Raw genomic sequence first — 19,997 nt, forward strand, 5'->3', positions numbered from 1 at the left:
AGAGGAGTAATCGCCCATGGACATCCGCGTTTCCGGCCATCAGGTCGACACCGGTGAAGCCCTCCAGAACCACGCCAGCGAGCGACTGACGGCGATCATAGACAAGTACTTCAGCCGAGCGCTGTCGTCCCAGGTCACCTTCGGACGCGCCCCGGCCGGCGCTTTCCGCTGCGATATCGTGATGCATGTGATGCAGAACCTGGTGCTGAAGGGCACCGGCATGGCACAGGACGCCCATATCGCCTGCGACCAGGCCGCCGAAAAGATCGACAAGCAGCTGCGCCGTTACAAGCGCCGGATCAAGGATCGCCACGAACAGTCGGCTCATGCCGTCGCAGTGGAAGAAGCCGCCTACACGATCTTCGAAGAACGCGCGAACGAGCAGGAAGAAGAGCAGGAAATCGACGCACCTGTCGTGATTGCGGAAACCCGTGTGGACGTTCCCGAGGCCACCGTTTCGGACGCGGTCATGATGCTCGACTTGCGCAACACCACGGCGCTGCTGTTCAAAAACGCTGGCACGGGGCGCCATAATATGGTTTACCGCCGCGGCGACGGTTCGATTGGCTGGGTCGAGCCGCACTGACGCCGACCGTAGCGCCGAATAGGCGTCTATACTTCTTTTCGAAGGACAAAGCATAACCCCCGGTTTTCCGGGGGTTATGGACGTTTAGTCCTAGGTAACCCATCTTGGGCCAGAACCAGAAACGCAGATGAGCAGTCTTTTTACCCTGTTGCCAGATGCCGTCGTGACTTCCAGCGCAGACAGCAAGCCCGTGATTCTCGGCCGACTCGCCGACCTTTTCGCCGAGGTTTACCACCTCGATCGCGAAGTCGTGCTTGCGCGCATTATCGAGCGCGAGGAACTGGGCAGCACGGGCTTCGGCCGCCGCATCGCCATACCGCATGCCCGCATGTCCGGTCTTGGGCGGCCCGTGGCCGTCGTGCTGCGGCTCGACGCCCCCGTGGAATTCGAATCCGCGGATGGCGTGCCGGTCGATCTGGTGTTCGGCCTGCTCTCGCCCGAGAACGCCGGCGCCACTCACCTTCACGCCCTGGCCGCGATCTCGCGCATGATGCGCGATGAACGCATGCATTCCGCGCTGATCGATGCGCCCGGCCCCGAGGCGCTTTACAGCCTGCTCAGCAACGTCATCGATCGCGATGCCGCCTGAGAATTCGGACTCCGGCGCTCCGGACATGTCCGGCGCCGGCCTGCACTGGCGTGCGCTGGAAGGCCTCTATGCTTCGGCGCCGATCAACCAGATGTTCCGCTCCCGCCTCGATATCGTCGGCGAGGGGCATTCCCGGATCACTTTCGATGTGGAGCCGGACAGTTTCCACGCTGCCGGCGCGGCGCATGGGACGATCTATTTCAAGATGCTGGACGATGCGGCGTTCTATGCCGCCAACACGCTCGTCACCGATCGCTTCCTGCTCACCACTTCGTTCAACCTGCTGCTGAGCAAGCCGATCAAGGGCGGCACCATCGTGGCCGAAGGTCGCTGGGTCAGCGGCCGCCGCCGCGTGCTGGTGGCGGAATCGCGCCTGGTGGATGAAGAGGGCGACGAAGTGGGCCGCGGCACCGGCACATTCATGCGCTCGCGCATCGCGCTTTCCGGCCTGCCCGGTTACGTCGTCCCGACTGCCCCCGACCTGACTGGCCCCGGCCCGACCGGTACGGCCTGACATGGACGACCGCCTGCCCGCCCATCTGGAAGTCTCCGGCCTCATACGCGCAGTGGAAGCGGAAGGCGGATTCGGCATGGTTCTCAGCAAAGGTGAGCGCGACGCCGGGACGATCATGCTCGTCCTGCTCGAGAAGGGAGGCAGCGCCCGTGCCTATGAACGCATGCCGGGCCTAGATGGCACGCGCGCCTGGCATTGCACTCGCCGCCAGGAAGAATCGGCAGATTTCGGCGAATCGCTAACGGCGAGACTCGCGTTCTCGGACTATGTGGAGAGACGCGGCACGCACGACCCCGACCTTTGGGTCGTGGAACTGGATGTCGCGAAGCCCGAACGCTTCATCGGGCTTGGTGTATAACCGGGTTGACTTGCACGGCATGCAAGTTAATGGCCTCTTCGCAGACGCGGAAGCGGCTCGGGTAGCATTTCGGCCAACCCGGCTAGCACGCAGACGGGGAATCGTCGGCAGGATCGTTGGAAGGTGAACGCCTCTAAAAGGCATTCCGTTCCCGCCTGCGTCGGATTGGTTCACCGCCCTTGATCTAAAGTTGATGCGAAGCAAAGTTCAGTGGGCAAGCGCAGTGGCGCTGGCCGCTACGATATTGACCACCCTATTCGGCGCACAGGGTTCGGGCGCCGCGGCTCTGGCACCAGTCCTGGTCCAGGCCCAATCGAACCTCGATCCGATCTTCGTCTCGAAGCCGGTCGTCCAGTCCCTCCCCTCGGAAGACGGGGTAGACGCGACGGATGACGACAGTGCAGCAGGCGCAGAAGATCAGGACGCTTCGCAGGACAACCCGGTCGATGCAGACACGCTGGCGCAGCTTGTTGCCCAGCAGTCCGTACCTGGCCGTCTGAGCAGCGAAATGCGCTGCCTGGCCAGCGCGATCTACTTCGAATCGCGCGGTGAAACTCTGGAAGGCCAGCTGGCTGTTGGCCGCGTGATCATCAACCGCGCGGAATCGGGTCGCTTCCCGGCCAGCTACTGCGGCGTCGTCTACCAGCCGGCGCAGTTCTCCTTCATCCAGGGCAAGAAGATGCCCAAGGTGCGCGAACAGTCGAGCGGTTGGCGCGAAGCCGTGGCCGTCGCCAAGATCGCCATGGAAAAGAGCTGGAAGAGCCCGGTCAAGGGTGCGCTGTTCTTCCACGCCACGCGCGTGGAACCGAACTGGCGCCTGACGCGCCTGGCCCGCGTGGACAATCACATCTTCTACCGTTGATCCGGCGGTGATCGGTATGGGGGCGCGCTGCAGCCCCTGTAGCGGAACATGAGAAGGGGAGCGAAATCGGTGCGCCATGCACCGCTTTCGCTCCCCTTTCTCGTGCCGTCATCGGTCCCGCCGGAATCAGTCCCTCAGATGGACCCAGACCGGGGTATGGTCGCTGGCCTTCTCGCGGCCGCGGTAGGACTTGTCGACGCCGCAGGCCACGAGCCTGTCCGCCAGCTCGGGGGAGAGCAGTGCATGATCGATGCGGAAGCCATGGTCGCGTTGCCAGGCGCCGGCCTGATAGTCCCAGAAGGTCCAGACGCCGCCGCGCGGGTTGTGAGTGGCGATCGCGTCGGTCCAGCCGTCTCCGAGCAGGCGGAAATAGGCATCGCGCGATTCCGGCTGCATCAGGGCATCGGCCGCCATGGCCGGCGGCGACCAGACATCGCAATCGGTGGGGATGACGTTGAAATCGCCGGTGACGATGGCGGGAACTTCCTCGGCCTTGATCGCGTCCATGCGGCGGCGGAGGCGGTCCATCCAGCGCAGCTTGTAGTCGAACTTGGGGCCGGGCACCGGATTGCCATTGGGCAAGTAGATGCAGACGACGCGCATTCCGAAGACGTCCGCTTCCAGATAGCGCGAATGCTCGTCCTCAGGCTCCCCATCCAGGCCGCGCTGCACTTCCACCGGCATCTCGCCATCGGCAAGGATGGCCACGCCGTTGAAGCCCTTCTGGCCGTGCCAGATGCCCTTGTAGCCGATCTTCTCGAACTCGGCGATTGGGAAGCCTTCGTCCTGGCTCTTGATCTCCTGCAGGCAGGCGACGGCCGGGCGCGTCTCTTCCAGCCATTCGAGCAGGCGGGGCAGGCGCGCCTTGACCCCGTTGATGTTGAACGTGGCGATCTTCCTCATACCGAGAAGCTCGATCCGCATCCGCATCCGGCCGCAGCCTGGGGGTTCTCCACCTTGAAGGCCGCACCGCCAAGAGACTCCACGTAGTCCACCACGCAGCCGCTCACGAGATCGAGGCTCATCGAGTCCACGACCAGACGCACGCCGTCCGTTTCCGCGACGGTGTCATCCGCCTCGGGCGCCTCGGCGAGGCCGAACTTGTATTGGAAGCCGGAGCAGCCGCCGCCTTCGACCGAGAGACGAAGAATCGCGGGCTTGCCCTGCTTTTCGGCAATCGCGGCAACGCGCGAGGCCGCCGAGGGGCTGAGAGTGACGGTTTGCTGGTCCATGTCCGCGATGTAGGCTTCCCCGCCCCCCGCGGCAAGGCGCGGAGGGCAGAGGAATCCTGTCCGGCTTGGTAGGGCGATTGCGGCGGGAAGCCTGTGCGGCGGCGCGTCGCCATGCGGCGCCGCCCGCGCACTCTTGCGGATCGGTCTGACGGCCTCGCGCGGCCGGATGGGCGTGCCCGAACGGCGGCCGGAGCCGGTTCAGGCCATCTGGATATAGTCGCGCATGGCGGCGGCTTCGGATTCCACCTTTTCCAGTCGGTACTTCACGATGTCGCCGATCGATACGAAAGCGACCATGCGATCGCCGACGGTCACCGGCAGGTGGCGAATGCGCCGCCGCGTCATCAACGCCAGCGCAGCCAGGGCCGAGGCGGATGGGTCCACCGTGACGGGCGGAGAGGTCATGACTTCGCTGACCTGCATGCCCAGCACGCTCGGCCCGAATTCGCGCAGGCGGTAGATCACGTCGCGCTCGGAAAAGATCCCGACGAGGCTGTCGCCTTCGAAGATCGGCAGTGCGCCGATGCGGCGATCGGCCAGAAGGGACGCCGCCTCGCTGACGGTGCAATCGGCCTGGCAGGTGATAACGGCCTCCCGGCCGGCGATGATCCGCTCGATCGTCATCGTTTCAATCTCCCGTAATCGGGTCCTCGACCCGCTCCTCGCACGCCCTCTGTCGGGGCTTGGTCGATGGAGAGTAACACAGGCCCGTCACCGCCACGAGTCCCTTGCGAGCCGGCGCGCGAAGGCGCACATGGGCCGGATGATACCGCGCTCGCCCCTGGATGACCCCGAAAAGGCCGCCCACGCCTGGGCGCGCTATCGCCGCATCATGCGCTATATGCTGACAGTGACGGTGGCTCTGGTGATCGCTTCGGTGATTCTGCTCTACCGTTCCAACGGGATGGTCTCGGTGCACTTCTACATCGCCGCGGCATTGGGCATCGGCTTCACCATGCTGCTGGCTTCGGCGCTGATGGGCCTGGTGTTCCTGTCTAGCGGCACCGGCCATGACGAGGCGGTCGTCGATCCGCTGGACGACGATCACCGGTTCTGAATTTTCGGTTGCGGAACGCCAGGCGCCGGACGAATCAGGTTGCGGCAGGTCTCAGGCGGAATTCCTCGACCGGGTGGCCGCCGATCAGGTGCTCCTGGATTATCCGCTCCAGCACATCCTCGGTGCAGGAGTGGTACCACACGCCGTCCGGCCAGACGACGGCGACCGGACCGGCGAAACAGATGCGCAGGCAATCGGCCTTGGTCCGGGCGACACCGCCGCCGTCCTGACGCAGGGGGCCGTCGAGCCCGAGCTGCTTGAGCCGCTTCTTCAGGTATTTCCATGAGGCCGCGCCCTGCTGCGGCGCGCAGCACTCGCCCTTCTGGGGTTCGGCGCAGATGAAGATGTGCCGCTGGATTCCGTCGCCTCCGGCTTTCGCCAGTGCATCGGCGGCGCGCGCGACGTCTTCGGCGGTGGCGCTCATGCGCGGAACATCCATTGCCAGGCGCTTTCCAGATAGGCTTCGGTCAGCGGCGCAGGGCCGCTTGGACCGACCATGACGATTACGGTGCGGGCGAAAACCACGGGCTTGCCCTCCTGCATCACCACCTGAAGCACGGTCTGGCTGGTCCGTCCCATGCGTTCGACCGCGCCGTGCACGGCGACCGGCTCCGGATAGTGAGTCTCGCCCAGGTAATCGATGGCGATGCTGGCCACCATCGTCGAGAGCCCGGCGAGGTGCTCAAGGCCGCCCGCCGTGCGGAAGAAGCGCACGCGTGCGTCCTCCAGAATGCCGGCCATGGCGACGTTGTTGATGTGCATGTTCACGTCGAGATCGCCGAAACGCGGTTCGATCTGACAGGAGAACGGGTAGCGCGCGGCGTCTAGCAGCGCGGGATCGGGTTTAGCCATGTTCCGGGAAGTAGGAAGCGGCGGCCGGATGGTCCAGTGCGAACGTGCCGGCAGGCCGCCGGCCGATCTCTCACCGGCGGGGCGCTGTCAGCCCTTCTTGCCCACGATCCGGGCGATCTCGGCAGCGACGAGCCGCTCCACCATCGGCGGCAGGTTCTTGTCGAGCCATTCGGCAAGCGCCGGGCGCAGCAATTCGCGAGTCAGGGCTTCCAGCGAAGTTTCTCCCGAGCGGACGATCTGCGGCGGCACGCCGGGTTCCGAGATCATGGCCAGCGCCGCCAGCGATTCGCGCATCGAATTGCGCTTCTCGTCATGAACCAGGGCGGGCTCGTCGGCAGGTTCGTCGGGCGCGAGCTGCGCGGTTTCCGCCAGATCGAGCACATCGTCATCCTCGTCCTCGAGCATGACCGCGCGGAGATCCTCCACCGAACGGCGGTGCCGCTCGGCCCGGGCATCAGACCGCGAATCGACACGCATGTCGCGGGCGATCACCTGCTTGATCGACTGGAGAATCTCCTCGACCGAAGGTTCACCGCTTTGACGCATGCCACTTTGCCCCTGCTCGCTGGTCCGGCTGCCTGCTTCAAAGGCCCACCGGACGCGACGAAAATCCTGCTCCGAATCGGAGCAGCCAATTACTGCTGCGGAATGTTCCCGTCCTGCACTTGCGTGTCAACGGTCCGGGTGGACTTGGCCACGGGTGCCGGATCGTTATCCCAGTCGAGAATCTTGCCCTTCACCCGGTCGTAATTGATCTCGGGATCGTAGAGAATTCCGCCGTCCAGGTTGAGATCGCGGGCCTCGGCCTTGCCCATGGCCGCCAGCAGGGTGAAGCCGGCGACGTAAGCGTTGCGCCGTGCCGTCACCAGGGTGACTTGGGCGTTCAGCAGTTCCTGCTCGGCATTGAGAATGTCGAGAATGGTGCGGTTGCCTACCGAATTCTCGGCGCGGACGCCTTCCAGGCTGAGCGAGGCGGCGTCTACCGCCACTTGCGAGGAGCGGATCAGGTCGTTCGAGGCGTTCCACGAGGTGAAGGACGACCGCACCTGGGCGATCACGTCGCGTTCGGCGGCGATTTCCTGCTCCAGCGTGGCGGAGGCCGTGGCCTGGGCCTGGCGGCGCTGCGCGGCGGGCAATCCGCCCTGGAAGATCGGAATCGACAACTGTGCCCCGGCCTGCGCGGCGGTATCGTGCTGGGACACGCCGGAGCTGGGCACGCCGCGTGCCAGGGTGTTGAAGTAGTTGTTGTAGGTGCCCTGGCCGAACAGGCGCAGCGTCGGCAGGCGGCTGGCGCCGGCGACGTCGATGTCCTTTTCCGCAGCCTTGGTACGCTCTCGCGCGCCAATCAGATCGGGGTTGGAATCGAGGGCGATGGCGGAGGCTTCATCCGCATTGCCGGGAAGGTTCGGCAGGGGCGGCGGCGCCTCCAGAGCCTCGGGCGCATGGCCGACGAGGCGGATGTAAGTCTCCCGCGCGCCGGCCAGATTGGCCTCGGCGGTGCGCAAGTCGCTCTGGGCGACGGCCAGGCGCGACTGCGACTGCGCCACGTCGGTGCGCGTGAGGTCGCCGATCTGGAAGCGGTCGCTGGTGGCCTGCAGGTTGGTCTGCAGAACGCTGACGTTCTTGCGGTTGAGCCCGACGATCGCCTCGGTGCGGATCACGTCCATGTAGGCCGCGACCACTTGCGAGAAGATCGAGGCTTCCGTGGCGCGCAAGTCTGCCTGGCCGGCGTCGACGCGGATCTTCGCGGCCTTGATGCGGTTCTTCACCGCACCGCCCGAATAGATCGGCACGCCCAGGTCCGCCCCGGCATTGAAAGTGCGCGCAGGCGCGTTGAACGAATTCTCGCTCTGCTTCAGGAACTCCGTGTAGGTGCCGCTGACGCTGGCGTTCGGCCGCCCCTGGGCCTTGGCGATCGGCACGCCCTCATCCGTGGCGCGCTGCTGGGCGCGCGCGGATTCGAGCGTGGGATTGGTTTGATAGGCGGCAACAAGCGCATCGCGCAGGGTATCTGCCAGCGCCGGAGCGCTGGTCAGAGCCAGTGTCAGACATCCCCCCGCGAGCAGCCCGGCACGCTTTGCGAACCGGGCCACGTTCAGAAGCTCCAGTGTTTGGGAGCAGCGAATTCGGGAAGAACCGGAATCCCCATCTCGATCAGCGGCAGCAGCGAAACCGCGCCGGCAGCCTTCACGCCCGATGCGAGGCGCGTGACGCCGCGCACGACCAGACCGGTCACCACGCGGCCGCCGTCGACCACTTGCGCGGCGAGAGCGGCGGGCAGTTCCTCGATCGCACCGTCGATCACGACGAGCGAATAGCCGCCCTCACCCGCCAGAGCGGCGGCTTCGGCAGGGTCCACCACGGTCAGCGAACCGGCGAGCGGACGCAGCAGTGCAGCCAGATAGCCATTGGCTTCGCCCACGAGCAGGACCTTGTCGTCCTGCGTGGGAGCCGCTTCGGCCAGAATCTTGCCGTGAACGAGCGGAGCGGCCAGGAATCGGCCGTTTTCCAGCGCGATCGCGCGGTCGATATAGGCGGCGTCGCGCATGGCGGCCGGAACGAAGTTCTCGCGGGCGACGCGGCCCATTGCGGTGAGCACCCAGGGTTCGTTGACCCCGCTGGTGCGCAGCTGGCTGACGATCATCGCGTGGCGTGCTTCGGTGGCGGACCGATCCTCGGTCAGGGTCATTGCGGCCTATTCCTCATGCTGGAGCGGGAAAGGACGGCAGACGCCTGTACCCCGCAAATACGGACTTTATGCCGGGCCTTCTAAGCGAAGCGGCGATGCAGGCCAAGCAGTTTGAAATACCTTGGTCGATCAATCGTGACGCTTTGACGATGCCGTTCCCGAACATGCAACCCGCTGCGCGTGGAACATAAGAATCGCCGCGCGAAATGCGCTTTTGCGCAAATGTCAAAGCGGGTCTAAGGAGGCCGCAAAATCACGCGATCCGAAAAACGGGAGCACAATTCCATGACGCAGATGGTGACCATCCGCGAAGACGACCTGATCGACAGTGTCGCCGACGCACTTCAGTATATCAGCTACTTCCACCCGATGGACTACATCCGCGCGCTGGGCGACGCCTATGAGGCGGAGCAAGGCCCCGCCGCCAAGGACGCCATCGCCCAGATCCTGACCAACAGCCGCATGTGCGCGGAAGGGCATCGCCCGATCTGCCAAGACACCGGCATCGTCAACGTCTTCATCGAATGGGGCCAGAACTGCCGCCTCGAATCCGAGAAGTCGCTGCAGGAAGTGGTCGATGAAGGCGTGCGCCGCGCCTACAACAATGCCGAGAACAAGCTGCGCGCTTCGGTTCTGGCCGACCCCGCCTTCACCCGCCGCAACACCAAGGACAACACCCCTTCGGTGCTTTCGGTCAGCATGGTCCCCGGCTCCAAGGTCTCGGTGGACGTCGCGGCCAAGGGCGGCGGTTCGGAGAACAAGTCGAAGTTCAAGATGATGAATCCCAGCGATTCCATCGTCGACTGGGTGATCGAGATGTTGCCCCAGATGGGTGCCGGCTGGTGCCCGCCGGGCATGCTGGGCATCGGCATCGGCGGCACTGCGGAGCACTGCGTCAAGCTCGCCAAGCAGAGCCTGATGGAGCCGATCGACATGGCACAGCTCAAGCAGCGCGGCCCGCAGAATGATATCGAGGCGCTGCGCATCGAGATCTTCGACAAGGTGAATGCCCTCGGCATCGGCGCGCAGGGCCTTGGCGGCCTGGCCACCATTCTGGACGTCAAGATCATGGACTGGCCGTGCCACGCCGCGGGCAAGCCCGTCGCCATGATCCCGAACTGCGCCGCCACCCGCCACGCGCACTTCACGCTGGACGGTTCGGGCCCGAAGTACCTCGAAACCCCGAATCTGGACGAGTGGCCGCAAGTGGAATGGGCGCCCGATGCCGGCGCCATCCGCGTCGATCTCGACACCCTCACCCCCGAGATCGTCCAGAGCTGGAAGCAGGGCGATCGCCTTCTGCTGAACGGCAAGATGCTGACCGGCCGCGATGCCGCGCACAAGCGCATCGCCGACATGCTGGCCAAGGGTGAGGAACTGCCGGTCGATTTCAAGGGCCGCGTGATCTACTACGTCGGTCCCGTCGATCCGGTGCGAGAGGAAGTCGTCGGCCCCGCCGGCCCGACCACCGCGACCCGCATGGACAAGTTCTCGGACACCATGCTCGATCTTGGCCTGCTGGCCAGCATCGGCAAGTCGGAGCGCGGCCCCGCCGCCACCGAATCCATCGCCAAGCACAAGTCGGCCTATCTGATGGCCGTCGGCGGTGCCGCCTACCTCGTCGCCCGCGCGATCAAGGAAGCCAAGGTCGTCGGCTTTGCGGACCTCGGCATGGAGGCGATCTACGAATTCACCGTCAAGGACATGCCGGTGACCGTGGCGGTCGATTCCGAAGGCAAGAATGTCCACCAGCTGGCGCCGCTGGTGTGGAAGGAAAAGATCGCCAAGGAGCACCTGCTTCCGGCGTGATCGAAGCCCGGTCCGGCGGCTTTTCCGTCGGACCGGACCTTCCCTCGGTGCCGCTTCGACGAATGTCGGTCGCGGCCCGATCAGGGAACTGGCGCGCGGGGGATTTTTTGCGCTATCCCCTGCAGATGACGACCCCCATGACGCCCGTCTCCACCCAGCCGCGTGTGCCTGCGCGGCTCGTCCTGCTTTCCCTTGCCGCCCTCTGGGCCTGTTACTTCGTCGTCGCCACGCTGCGCGGCGTCGCGATGGGCTACGACATGTTCTGGCCGATGGTGTCGCGGCGGCTGACGATCTGCGTCCTGTCCATGCTGCTGATGGCGGCGGTCTGGCCGCTGCTGCAACTTCTGGATCGCCGCTCGGCCGGTACGCGCTTCGTGGTGGTGCTGGTCAGCGCGCTGCCGCTGGCGATCGCGCTCTCGCTCATCAACGATGCGATCTTTGCCGACATGAATTCGGACAAGGACGAGCAGTACCAGCACGATTCCGTCGACGGCCCCAGCAATGTGCGGATCAGCCGGGACGATGCGGGCAATATCCTGGTCGATCTTCCCAAGAGCATGTCGCCGAAATCGGAGACCAGCGAATCTCCCGTTGCCGAGGCCGGCGATGGTGAGCGCAAGTCGGAGACGACGAGCGAAACCCGTTCGGAAATCAGCGTCGATGCCGAGAAGATGTTCGGCCAGGCCTACGATCGCTGGGCGAACATGGCCGACACCGCCTTCGGCCGCTATTTCCTGGTGTTGGCCTGGGCGGCTCTCTATTTCGCGCTGGTCAAGGCGGAGGAAGCCCGGGCCGCGGAATGGCGCGAGGGCGAATATCGGCGGGCGGCGGCGGCGGCGGAGCTGCGATCGCTGCGCTATCAGGTCAATCCGCACTTCCTGTTCAACACGCTCAATTCGCTTTCCGCACTGGTCATGATCGGCAAGCAGGACGATGCCGAAAAGATGATCCAGAATCTTTCGACCTTCTATCGGCGAACACTTTCCGGGGATCCCACCAGCGATCTTGCACTTGTCGACGAAATCGAGATGCAGAAGCTCTATTTCGCAATAGAAGCGGTGCGGTTTCCGAATCGATTGTTAACGACGATTGATGTTGACGATTCCGTTCTTGGTGCAATGGTGCCCGGCATGATACTGCAGCCGCTCGTAGAGAATTCGGTGAAGTATGCCGTTGCCGCCACCCAGCGGCCGGTGACGATCGCCGTTCGCGCGCGCCGCGATGACGACATGCTGGAGATCAGCGTGGTGGACGATGGGCCGGGATGCCCGGAAAACAGCGGCGGTTTCGGGATCGGCCTCGGCAATGTGCGGGATCGCCTGCGCGCCCGCTACGGCGCTGCGGCCACGATTGCGTTCGGCAAACGCCCCGAGGGCGGCTTTGCCACGGTCCTGAGAATGCCTCTGGAGGCTGGTTTTGCCTGATATTTCCCCTGAACTTACCGAGGCGGCGCCGCTTCGTGCGCTGATCGTCGACGACGAGCCGCTGGCGGTGGAACGCATGCAGGTCATCTGCTCGCGGATCGAGGGCGTCTCGGTCATCGGCACGGCCAGCGACGGCCAGGCCGCGCTGCGCCTGATCGACGCGCTGACGCCGGATCTCGTCCTGCTCGACCTGACCATGCCGGAAACCGACGGACTCACCGTGGCCCGGCGTCTCTCGGGCAAGCCCGATGCGCCGGCGGTGATCTTCGTGACCGCGCATGACGAGTTCGCGGTCGAGGCTTTCGACCTCGATGCCATCGACTATGTGCTCAAGCCCGTGGCGCCGGACCGGCTGGAGCGGGCCGTGGGCCGGGTGATGTCGCGGCGCGGAGACCAGCGCACGGCGCCGACCAGCCAGTGGCTGGAGGAATTCTGGGTGCCGCATCGCTCCGAACTGGTGCGCGTGCCGGCCGCCGACGTCGAGCGCATCGATGCCGAACGCGACTACGTGCGGCTGCATGTGCGGGGCCAGAGCTACCTTCTGCTCCAGACCATCACCAGCCTGGAGGAGCGGCTCGATCCCGAACGCTTCATCCGCATCCACCGCAGTTGCATCCTGCGCCGCGATCATGTCACCGGCCTTCGGCACGAAGGGCTGGGGGTGTGGTCGGTGGAAACCGCCAGCGGCGATGCCTTGCGTATCGGCCGGACTTATCTGCCGACCGTAAAGAAAATGGCGGGCCGCTAGGGCCCGCCAGGTCGTATCCGGTTATTTTTTAAGGGACTTCGGGATAGGGTGTGCGGCGTCTCCAAGGTCGGCCTTACTGGCCGACCGCGAGCCGTTCGGCGCCGGCCTTGTCGACAGCGCCGGCAACCTGCGCGCTGACGTCGGCGCGGGCCTTGCTGTAGCATTCGGTGGCATCGGAGCTGCGCAGGCGCGACCCGGTGGTGACGCGGTTGTAGTCGCAGGCTTCACGCGCGGCGGTATCGATGCGGCGTTCCAGCTTCTGCTGGCCTTCCGGCGTCGAGAGATTCAGGTCGGAATAGCGCACTTCGACATTCTTGGCGAAAGCGGGGGCCGGGGCGGTTGCGGCAACAACGGCACCAAGGACAAGTCCGGCAGCAGCGGCGGCGATCATGTTGGTCTTGAACATCGTCTCTTCCTCCTCAGGGGAGCCGTGTGCAGAGAGTTTCGTCGCAACCGGCTCGGTGAAACCTGTTTGCAGCCGAATTGCCGCAGCTTCACGCGAGGCTCGACCGTCACCCGTTCAAGGTCGACGAAGGCCGGGTGGTGGGGATGAACGACATTGGGTGTCGACGAACGACGTCTTGCGATCCGGGCTGCGCGAAAGAACTACGGCGAATCAGCACTGCGAAAATCGCGGTCTATTCGAAAGCTGGCTTTCCTCGCCGTTTGACGGTACCATTTGTATGTACTTATGGGACTGATCCTCGTCTTCTTCCTTGGGATATTCAACTTCGCCGCGCACAAGGCGGTGCTCGAAAGCGGCCATCGAATGCTTTCGCAGATCCCGTGGTTCTTCCAGCCCCTGGGCGGGCGCTTCAGCCTTGTCGTCGAATTCGTGATGCTGCTGGGCGCGATGATCGCCGTGGCCGGCGGATCGGCGGGCTGGGCCTGGGTCTATATCCTCTACTCCGGTCTCAACGGCCTTTCCGCCTGGCTGATCTCCAGCGGACGGCTTTGATCGGGAACCCGGCGGGGCGGGGCAGGTTTCTGGCGGCATGACGCAAACGGAACATCCCCGCTCTCGTCCTGGCCAGCAGGCCGGAATCCCGCAGTCCGCCGCGCCGCTGCCCCGGGTATGGCTGGTCTGCAACGCCGCCAGCGGCAGCAATGACGATGCCTCCGTTTCCCGGGTCGAGGAAAACCTGGCCGATGCCGGCTTTCCGGTGGTCCGCACCTTGCGCTTTCCCGAAGAGGATGCGCCGACACCGGCCGTGCTCGATGCCGCGCAAGTGGATCTGCTGGTGACCTTCGGCGGTGACGGCACCACGCATTCGGTAGTTGCGGCGGCCAGCGGCTGGAGCGGCGCGGTGCTGGTGCTGCCCGGCGGCACGATGAACATGCTGCCCAAGCGCCTGCACGGCGATGTCCCCGTGGAAGAGATCGTCGCCCGCCTCGCCGGCGGCCCGCTCGACACGGTGCGGCCGACCGTCATCGCCAGTCGCCACGGAATCGGCCTGACCGGCGTGCTCGCCGGACCCGGCACCGTCTGGAACGAGGTGCGCGAGGCCATGCGCGCGGTGAATATCGTCGAATTCGTCAACACCGCGCGGCAGGCGATCTCCTGGTCCGCGAACGGCCCCAAGGTGTTCTGCGCCGAATCGGATTGCGGCCGCGAAGACGGTTATGCCGCCATCACCGTCACGCCCGGCGAAAGCGGGCTGGAGGCGAACGGCTACTACGCCGAATCGCTGGCGGACTATGCCGGCCAGGGCATCGCCCTGCTCAACCGCGACTTCCGCGACGGACCGCACGACTCGCTCGGCAGCCATCGCCGGCTCAAGCTGATCTGCCCGGATGGCGAGCCGATGGGCCTGCTGATCGACGGCGAACCTTTCGATGGCGGCGCGGAGGAGGAGTTTTACCTCGCAACTTGCGAAGTCGATCTGGTAACGACCCGCAATGCTTCCTGAAAACTCTCTCTCGCCGGGCGATCCGATCCGCCTGTTCCACTTGAGCGACATCCATTTCGGGTTGGAGGACAGACGCGCCATCGATTGGGCGAAGTCCTGCATCGCACGTGAAAAACCCGATGCCGTCGCCATCACCGGCGACCTGACCATGCGCGCACGTCATCCCGAATTCGACGCGGCGACGGCGTGGATCAAGGGGCTGGACGTGCCGGTGACTGTCGAAGTGGGGAATCACGACATCCCCTATTTCAACCTCTACGAACGGTTTTTCGCGCCCTACAAGCGGTTCCACGCGATCGAGAGCATGGTGGAGGCAGAGCTTCACCTGCCGGGCCTGGCCATCGTTCCGCTCAAGACCACCACGCGTGCCCAGTGGCAGCGCTTCCCCTGGTCGAACGGATGGGTGACGGAAAAGGCGCTGGCCGAAACTCTGGCCGCCATCGATGCCCTGCCTGCCGGAACCCGCGTGCTGATCGCCGCGCATCACCCGCTGACCGAGCGACGCGCCAAGGACAACAAGCTGCTGACGATCAACGGCACCCGGACGATGGAAGTGCTGGCAGGCCGCAAGGTCATGGCCGTGCTGTCCGGCCACATTCACGATGCTTTCGACCTGACCGCCGAGACTCCGGCCGGCCCGCTGCGGATGATCGGCGCGGGCACGCTGTCGAAGCGGATTCGCTCGACTCCGCCCAGCTTCAACGAGATCACCATCGAGGGCGACCGGATCAGCGTGGTCGCCCGCAATCTCGATCATGTGCCGACATCGGCCATGCAGATCGACCAGGTGCCCGAGAACGCCCTGCCCCCGCGCGAACCGGGCGAGCCGGTGGCGCCGGTGGGCGCGGTGCCGCCGGTCGATCCGCCGGTGCACTGATCCGCTGAGGTCTGGCCAAAGACAAAGAGAAAGGGCCGCACCGTCGAAACGGTGCGGCCCTTTTCATTTCTGCCGTCGCTGCGGGAAGGCCCGCGGCGACGGCTCCTGGGAATGCTTACTTGTAGTCGTGATCGACGTTGCCGATGCCGTTGATCTCGGTCTTGAGGTTCGCGGGCTTGCGCACCAGGCTGACATTGCCGATGCCGTTGATGGCAACGTCGACCGTGCCGGCGGCACCGATGGTGATATTGCCTGCGCCATTGACGCGGATCAGGGCATCGCGGGCTTCGACCTTGCCGAAGTCCAGGTTGCCTGCGCCTTCGGCGGTCACGGCTAGCTTGCGGACCTTGCCCGAGGCTTCGAGGCTGAGAGCGCCGTTGCCGTTCACGGTCAGGCTGTCCTGGTCGAGCCCGGTCAGGGTCACGTCGCCCGGCGCTTCGAAATCGAGGCCTTCGATCTCGGGCGCCGAGATGCGGACCTTCAGGCCCTTGCGGCCGTGCCACTTGCCCTTCACGTCCAGGCGGCCGTTCTCCCAGGTCAGGCGGTCGACCAGCTTTTGCGGGCCGGTGACGACCATCTCGGCCTTGTCGCCCTTGGTGAAGACGAGCTGGACGGGGATGTCCATGGCCAGGCGGGCGCCGGGCTGGATCTGGAAGTTGCGGGTGATCTGCGGGCTGTCCGTATCGTCACCGTCCATGGTCCAGTTGAAGTCCCCGCTGTGGATGTCCTGGCGGAACTTGTCCCCGCCGATCAACCAGGCCGCGCTGAAAGCGACGATCGTCAGGATCACGCCGCTGGCGAATACGATGAGCAGTTTCCTGAACATCACTTGGTTCCTTTCTCTCGTTTTTCTCAGTTTTCGGGGTGGATGGCGGGTTCGATCACGCGGTAGTGAAGGCGGCCGAACCACATGAGGGCATTGATGATCCAGATGCTGACCAATGTCAGCAGCGCGGCGATCGCCACGGCGGCGCTCATCGTGCCGAGGCCGCCCAGGATCGCGACGAGGATGCCGCCCGGAAAGCCGCTGAACGGCCCGGCGATCAGCATGAAGCCGCCTGCCACGAACACCGCGATGGCCGCGACGTAGAGGCCGAACATCACGCCCAGCACCGGCAAGACGATGGGCAGCAGGATCAGGATGTCGATGGTCGCCAGCCCCATGAAGGCCAGGATCGCGCCCCAGGCGGAGGACGGCGAGCGTCCGCTTTCCCAGTTGCGGAAGCCTGCCTCGAAGCGGAGTTCGCGGGCAAGGCGGCCGGGATCGCCAAGGGCGGCGGCCACTTCCTGTTCGCTGCGGCCTTCGGCGGCGCCGGCTTCGAAGTGCTCTTCGTAGTCGGCTGCGATCTCGGCGACATCGCCTTGCGGCATGCCCTTGAGACCGGCCTTCAGGCGCCGGATGAATTCGTTACGCGTCATGGCTCGGCTCCTCTGCGATGGGGCCTTCCATCGGAGCATCGGGCGAAGGGGCGGCAGCCTCTTCGATCAGCCCGTCGACGGCGGCGGTGAAGCCGCGCCATTCCTCTACCTGTTCGGCAAGGCGGCTGCGGCCGGTTTCGGTGATGCGGTAGTACTTGCGCGGCGGACCCGAGGGGGATTCCTCCAGATAGGTCGCCACGAGGCCATCCGACTGCATGCGGCGCATGAGCGGATAGATCGTGCCCTCACCCATATCGACCGCCGCGGCCATGCGGCTGGCGATCTCGTAGGCGTAGCTGTCCCCCCGCGACAGCAGGGCGAGCACGCACAGGCCGAGCACTCCCTTTTTCAGCTGTACTTCGATTTCGGACATCGAATCATCTCCTGCGAATGAGGAGTGTATATTGCAAGCTACCGTGCAACGCAAGGTACCTTGCCAAGATTAGTACAGGGCCTCGCAAGGTACCTTGCTATGGCAAGGTATCTGGCACCGTGCAACCCGCCTTGGCCGAGCCTTGGCGGCAGGAAATCCCACTTGTTCCGCGCTTTTGCGCCGTTTCGCTGCAACCACGCGCCGAGCCGTGAATTGTCGGGAGTGGCCAAGGAGAAACACTTTGACACAGCCCCCCTCTCGATTCCCCTCCCCGCATCGCCAGCCCTGGTTCACCGCATTGGTCCTCCTTGCGGTCGGCGCCGTGTTCACGGCCGGCGGCGTCTATCTCGCGACGCTGGCGGGCTCCCTCTATTATCTCGTCGCCGGGCTCGCCCTGATCGCCACCGGGATCCTGGCGCTGCGACGAAGACCGGAGGCGCTGTGGCTCTATGGCGCGCTGCTGGTGGGCACCGTGCTCTGGGCCCTTCACGAGGTGGGACTGAACGGTTGGGGGCTGGAGCCGAGGCTGGTGGCGCCCACGGTGCTGGGCCTGTGGCTGTCGCTGCCGTGGGTGCGGCGCGGGATCGTGCCGGCAACCGATCGGCGGCCCCTCGCCCGCCATGCCGTCCTGGCCCCTGCCCTGGCCAGCGGCCTGGCGATCGTGGTGCTGATCGCCGGCTTCGCGCAGCCGGTGGGCGTGGCGGGAGACGCCGGAAACCGCCTCTTCGCCGGCCAGGTGGGCGGTTCGGTACCCGCCGAGGACTGGTGGTATTACGGCCGCACCGCCAAGGGAGACCGCTTTTCTCCGCTGGACCAGATCAACACGGGCAACGTGAAGAACCTCAAGGTGGCCTGGACCACCCAGACCGGCGACACGATGCGCCCGGGCGAGGATATCGGCGGCACCGATGCCGGCCACGAATTCAACTTCGAAGTGACGCCGATCAAGGTCGGTGACACCGTCTACGTCTGCACCGGCCACTCCTGGGTCGAGGCGCTCGATGCGCGCACCGGCAAAGTGAAGTGGAAGTTCGACCCCAAGGCCAATACCGACGCGGACGTCTACCTCGCCTGCCGCGGCGTCGCCTATTACCGTGCGCCGGAAGGCAAGAGCAGCGTGTGCCCCACGCGCATCCTGGCCCCCGTGCTGGACGCGCGGATCATGGCGCTCAATGCCGAGACGGGTAAGCCCTGCGAGGACTTCGGCGACCATGGCTTCATCAGCCTGGCCAAGTACCTCGGCCACGTTCCGGCGGGCTTCCACTTCGTCACCTCGCCGCCGCTGGTCGTTCACGACCGCATGATCCTGGGCGGCTGGGTCTACGACAACCAGTCCCGCAACGAGCCTTCGGGCGCGATCCGGGCCTTCGATCCGGTCTCCGGCAAGATCATCTGGGCCTGGGACGTCGGCCACCCCGATCAGGTCGTCCATCCCGGCGACGATACCGTGCTGACGCGCGGCACGCCCAATGCCTGGGGCGTCTATACCGCCGATCCGGACCTCAACATGGTCTACCTGCCGCTGGGCAACGCCACGCCGGACTACTTCGGCGGCGGACGCCGTCCTTTCGACGAGGCATATTCCAGCTCCATCGTCGCCTTGGACATCACCACCGGGACGCCCAAGTGGCACTTCCAGACCACTCACCACGACGTGTGGGACATGGACCTGCCGATCGGTCCTTCGCTGGTGGACCTGCCCATCGGCGGGAAGACGGTCCCTGCCCTTGTCCAATCGTCGAAGCGCGGTGAATTCTGGGTGCTGGATCGCCGCACCGGCAAGCCCGTGGTCGAAACCATCGAAAAGCCGGTCCCGCAGGACGGCGTTCCGGGCGAGACCCTGGCAAAGACCCAGTCCTACCCCGTCGGCATGCCGTCGCTGACGCCGGCCGACTTGGTCGAGAACCACCTCTGGGGCGCGACGCCGATCGACCAGATGATGTGCCGCATCCAGTTCCGAAAGGCGCATTACGAAGGGCAGTTCACGCCGCCCCAGCTCAAGCAGACCATCGTCTACCCGGCTTTCGACGGGGTGATCGACTGGCACGGCGCCACCATCGATCCGCAGCGCAAGTTGCTGATCGCAAACTCGAACTACATCCCCTTCATGATCACCATGAAGCCGCGTGAGCCCTTCGAGAAGTCGGGCGCGGTGCCGCCGTGGAACGGTTCGGGCAACGAGCCCAGGATCGGTCCCGGAATCGCACCGCAGTATGGCACGCCCTACGTCGGCATGGTCCACCCCTGGCTGAACCCGATCGGCGTGCCCTGTAACCCGCCGCCGTGGGGCACCCTGACTGCCATCGATCTGGTGACTCACAAGATCGTCTGGCAGCGGCCCATCGGCGACACCCGCGCCACGGGCCTGGGCGGAACCCATACCAACCTGCCGCTGCCGACCGGCATCTTCAATATCGGCGGCAACATGATGACCGCCGGCGGCCTCGATTTCATCGGCGCCACGGCAGACAACATGTTCCGTGCGGTGGACGTGCGGACCGGCAAGACGTTGTGGGAGGCCGGTCTCCCGGCCGGCGGCAATGCCACGCCGATGACCTATTCGGTGGACGGCAGGCAATATGTCCTGATTGCCGCCGGCGGCCATGGCGGCTTGGGCACGAAGACCGGCGACTACCTCGTCGCTTACGCCCTGCCCCAAAGCTGAGTCCCGGGCCGATCCGTCAGCCCTGCAAGACAA

25 protein-coding genes are annotated in these 19,997 nt (G+C 65.2%); 13 read left to right on the forward strand and 12 right to left on the reverse strand.

Annotation, left to right across the window (positions count from 1 at the left end; all coding sequences use genetic code 11):
- Positions 1-16: 16 nt before the first annotated feature.
- The 5 genes from raiA to EDF57_RS14975 all read left to right on the forward strand — a co-directional run bounded on the left by raiA (position 17) and on the right by EDF57_RS14975 (position 2,909).
- Positions 17-586, forward strand: coding sequence for a ribosome-associated translation inhibitor RaiA (gene raiA, locus EDF57_RS14955; RefSeq protein WP_132264283.1), 570 nt, complete (start codon positions 17-19; stop codon positions 584-586).
- Positions 587-713: 127 nt separating this feature from the next.
- The gene (locus EDF57_RS14960) at positions 714-1,175 is read left to right on the forward strand and encodes a PTS sugar transporter subunit IIA (protein WP_132264281.1); all 462 of its coding nucleotides are present in this window, start codon (positions 714-716) and stop codon (positions 1,173-1,175) included.
- A gap of 25 nt (positions 1,176-1,200) precedes the next feature.
- Positions 1,201-1,689: a PaaI family thioesterase gene (locus tag EDF57_RS14965; RefSeq protein WP_243841075.1), complete on the forward strand. Its 489-nt coding sequence runs from the start codon at positions 1,201-1,203 to the stop codon at positions 1,687-1,689.
- A gap of 1 nt (position 1,690) precedes the next feature.
- Positions 1,691-2,047 carry a DUF1491 family protein gene (locus EDF57_RS14970; protein ID WP_134094833.1) on the forward strand — a complete coding sequence of 119 codons (357 nt, stop codon included), beginning with the start codon at positions 1,691-1,693 and terminating at the stop codon, positions 2,045-2,047.
- A 193-nt stretch (positions 2,048-2,240) separates the two neighbouring features.
- Entirely contained in the window at positions 2,241-2,909 is a 669-nt protein-coding gene (locus tag EDF57_RS14975; protein WP_132264276.1) for a cell wall hydrolase, read from the forward strand.
- Between the two features lie 126 nt (positions 2,910-3,035).
- Here the strand turns inward: EDF57_RS14975 and xth are convergent, their stop codons facing one another.
- From xth to EDF57_RS14990, 3 genes are all read right to left on the reverse strand, one after another.
- Positions 3,036-3,812 carry an exodeoxyribonuclease III gene (gene xth / locus EDF57_RS14980; protein ID WP_208324875.1) on the reverse strand — a complete coding sequence of 259 codons (777 nt, stop codon included), beginning with the start codon at positions 3,810-3,812 and terminating at the stop codon, positions 3,036-3,038.
- Complete coding sequence (erpA, locus tag EDF57_RS14985) at positions 3,809-4,141, reverse strand: iron-sulfur cluster insertion protein ErpA (protein ID WP_132264273.1); 333 nt, start codon at positions 4,139-4,141, stop codon at positions 3,809-3,811. Before erpA ends, xth begins: the two co-directional genes overlap by 4 nt.
- A gap of 198 nt (positions 4,142-4,339) precedes the next feature.
- Positions 4,340-4,765: a CBS domain-containing protein gene (locus EDF57_RS14990; protein ID WP_134094835.1), complete on the reverse strand. Its 426-nt coding sequence runs from the start codon at positions 4,763-4,765 to the stop codon at positions 4,340-4,342.
- A gap of 139 nt (positions 4,766-4,904) precedes the next feature.
- Here EDF57_RS14990 and EDF57_RS14995 point away from each other — a divergent pair, with 139 nt between their 5' ends.
- A complete protein-coding gene (locus EDF57_RS14995) occupies positions 4,905-5,198 on the forward strand; it encodes a hypothetical protein (RefSeq protein WP_132265251.1) in 294 nt (97 codons plus the stop codon).
- Positions 5,199-5,232: 34 nt separating this feature from the next.
- Here EDF57_RS14995 and EDF57_RS15000 read toward each other — a convergent pair whose 3' ends face one another.
- The 5 genes from EDF57_RS15000 to EDF57_RS15020 form a co-directional block, all read right to left on the reverse strand.
- Entirely contained in the window at positions 5,233-5,622 is a 390-nt protein-coding gene (locus EDF57_RS15000; protein WP_134094836.1) for a (2Fe-2S) ferredoxin domain-containing protein, read from the reverse strand.
- Positions 5,619-6,050 (reverse strand): acyl-CoA thioesterase, encoded by a 432-nt coding sequence (locus tag EDF57_RS15005; RefSeq protein WP_134094837.1) that lies wholly within the window; start codon positions 6,048-6,050, stop codon positions 5,619-5,621. Before EDF57_RS15005 ends, EDF57_RS15000 begins: the two co-directional genes overlap by 4 nt.
- Before the next feature lie 87 nt (positions 6,051-6,137).
- Entirely contained in the window at positions 6,138-6,596 is a 459-nt protein-coding gene (locus EDF57_RS15010) for a DUF2497 domain-containing protein (RefSeq protein ID WP_132264265.1), read from the reverse strand.
- An 89-nt stretch (positions 6,597-6,685) separates the two neighbouring features.
- On the reverse strand, positions 6,686-8,143 hold the full coding sequence (locus EDF57_RS15015; protein ID WP_134094838.1) for a TolC family outer membrane protein: 1,458 nt from the start codon (positions 8,141-8,143) through the stop codon (positions 6,686-6,688).
- 2 nt (positions 8,144-8,145) lie between these two features.
- Positions 8,146-8,739 carry a protein-L-isoaspartate O-methyltransferase gene (locus tag EDF57_RS15020; RefSeq protein ID WP_134094839.1) on the reverse strand — a complete coding sequence of 198 codons (594 nt, stop codon included), beginning with the start codon at positions 8,737-8,739 and terminating at the stop codon, positions 8,146-8,148.
- A gap of 285 nt (positions 8,740-9,024) precedes the next feature.
- Between EDF57_RS15020 and EDF57_RS15025 the strand changes: the two genes are divergently transcribed.
- From EDF57_RS15025 to EDF57_RS15035, 3 genes are all read left to right on the forward strand, one after another.
- Positions 9,025-10,548 (forward strand): fumarate hydratase, encoded by a 1,524-nt coding sequence (locus EDF57_RS15025; protein ID WP_134094840.1) that lies wholly within the window; start codon positions 9,025-9,027, stop codon positions 10,546-10,548.
- 125 nt (positions 10,549-10,673) lie between these two features.
- Complete coding sequence (locus tag EDF57_RS15030) at positions 10,674-11,972, forward strand: histidine kinase (RefSeq protein WP_347876954.1); 1,299 nt, start codon at positions 10,674-10,676, stop codon at positions 11,970-11,972.
- 1 nt (position 11,973) lies between these two features.
- Positions 11,974-12,720: a LytTR family DNA-binding domain-containing protein gene (locus EDF57_RS15035; protein WP_134094911.1), complete on the forward strand. Its 747-nt coding sequence runs from the start codon at positions 11,974-11,976 to the stop codon at positions 12,718-12,720.
- A 73-nt stretch (positions 12,721-12,793) separates the two neighbouring features.
- Here EDF57_RS15035 and EDF57_RS15040 read toward each other — a convergent pair whose 3' ends face one another.
- A complete protein-coding gene (locus EDF57_RS15040) occupies positions 12,794-13,126 on the reverse strand; it encodes a UrcA family protein (RefSeq protein ID WP_243654126.1) in 333 nt (110 codons plus the stop codon).
- A 285-nt stretch (positions 13,127-13,411) separates the two neighbouring features.
- Here EDF57_RS15040 and EDF57_RS15045 point away from each other — a divergent pair, with 285 nt between their 5' ends.
- From EDF57_RS15045 to EDF57_RS15055, 3 genes are read left to right on the forward strand one after another with little or no spacing between them, the layout of a single operon-like run.
- Positions 13,412-13,678, forward strand: coding sequence for a hypothetical protein (locus EDF57_RS15045; RefSeq protein ID WP_132264257.1), 267 nt, complete (start codon positions 13,412-13,414; stop codon positions 13,676-13,678).
- Between the two features lie 37 nt (positions 13,679-13,715).
- A complete protein-coding gene (locus EDF57_RS15050; RefSeq protein WP_134094841.1) occupies positions 13,716-14,630 on the forward strand; it encodes a diacylglycerol kinase family protein in 915 nt (304 codons plus the stop codon).
- The gene (locus EDF57_RS15055; RefSeq protein ID WP_134094842.1) at positions 14,620-15,507 is read left to right on the forward strand and encodes a metallophosphoesterase; all 888 of its coding nucleotides are present in this window, start codon (positions 14,620-14,622) and stop codon (positions 15,505-15,507) included. Before EDF57_RS15050 ends, EDF57_RS15055 begins: the two co-directional genes overlap by 11 nt.
- A gap of 115 nt (positions 15,508-15,622) precedes the next feature.
- On the opposite strand, the gene EDF57_RS15060 is transcribed toward EDF57_RS15055, so the two are convergent.
- The 3 genes from EDF57_RS15060 to EDF57_RS15070 are packed head-to-tail and all read right to left on the reverse strand — an operon-like array spanning position 15,623 to position 17,299.
- On the reverse strand, positions 15,623-16,333 hold the full coding sequence (locus EDF57_RS15060; RefSeq protein WP_134094843.1) for a DUF2807 domain-containing protein: 711 nt from the start codon (positions 16,331-16,333) through the stop codon (positions 15,623-15,625).
- Positions 16,334-16,359: 26 nt separating this feature from the next.
- Positions 16,360-16,926: a DUF1700 domain-containing protein gene (locus EDF57_RS15065; RefSeq protein ID WP_132264249.1), complete on the reverse strand. Its 567-nt coding sequence runs from the start codon at positions 16,924-16,926 to the stop codon at positions 16,360-16,362.
- Complete coding sequence (locus EDF57_RS15070) at positions 16,916-17,299, reverse strand: PadR family transcriptional regulator (RefSeq protein ID WP_132264247.1); 384 nt, start codon at positions 17,297-17,299, stop codon at positions 16,916-16,918. Before EDF57_RS15070 ends, EDF57_RS15065 begins: the two co-directional genes overlap by 11 nt.
- A gap of 241 nt (positions 17,300-17,540) precedes the next feature.
- On the opposite strand from EDF57_RS15070, the gene EDF57_RS15075 reads away from it, so the two are divergent.
- Positions 17,541-19,964: a membrane-bound PQQ-dependent dehydrogenase, glucose/quinate/shikimate family gene (locus tag EDF57_RS15075; protein ID WP_134094844.1), complete on the forward strand. Its 2,424-nt coding sequence runs from the start codon at positions 17,541-17,543 to the stop codon at positions 19,962-19,964.
- The last annotated feature ends 33 nt before the right edge of the window (positions 19,965-19,997 follow it).

This window comes from Novosphingobium sp. PhB55 (genome assembly GCF_004368805.1).
Taxonomy (GTDB): Bacteria; Pseudomonadota; Alphaproteobacteria; order Sphingomonadales; family Sphingomonadaceae; genus Novosphingobium.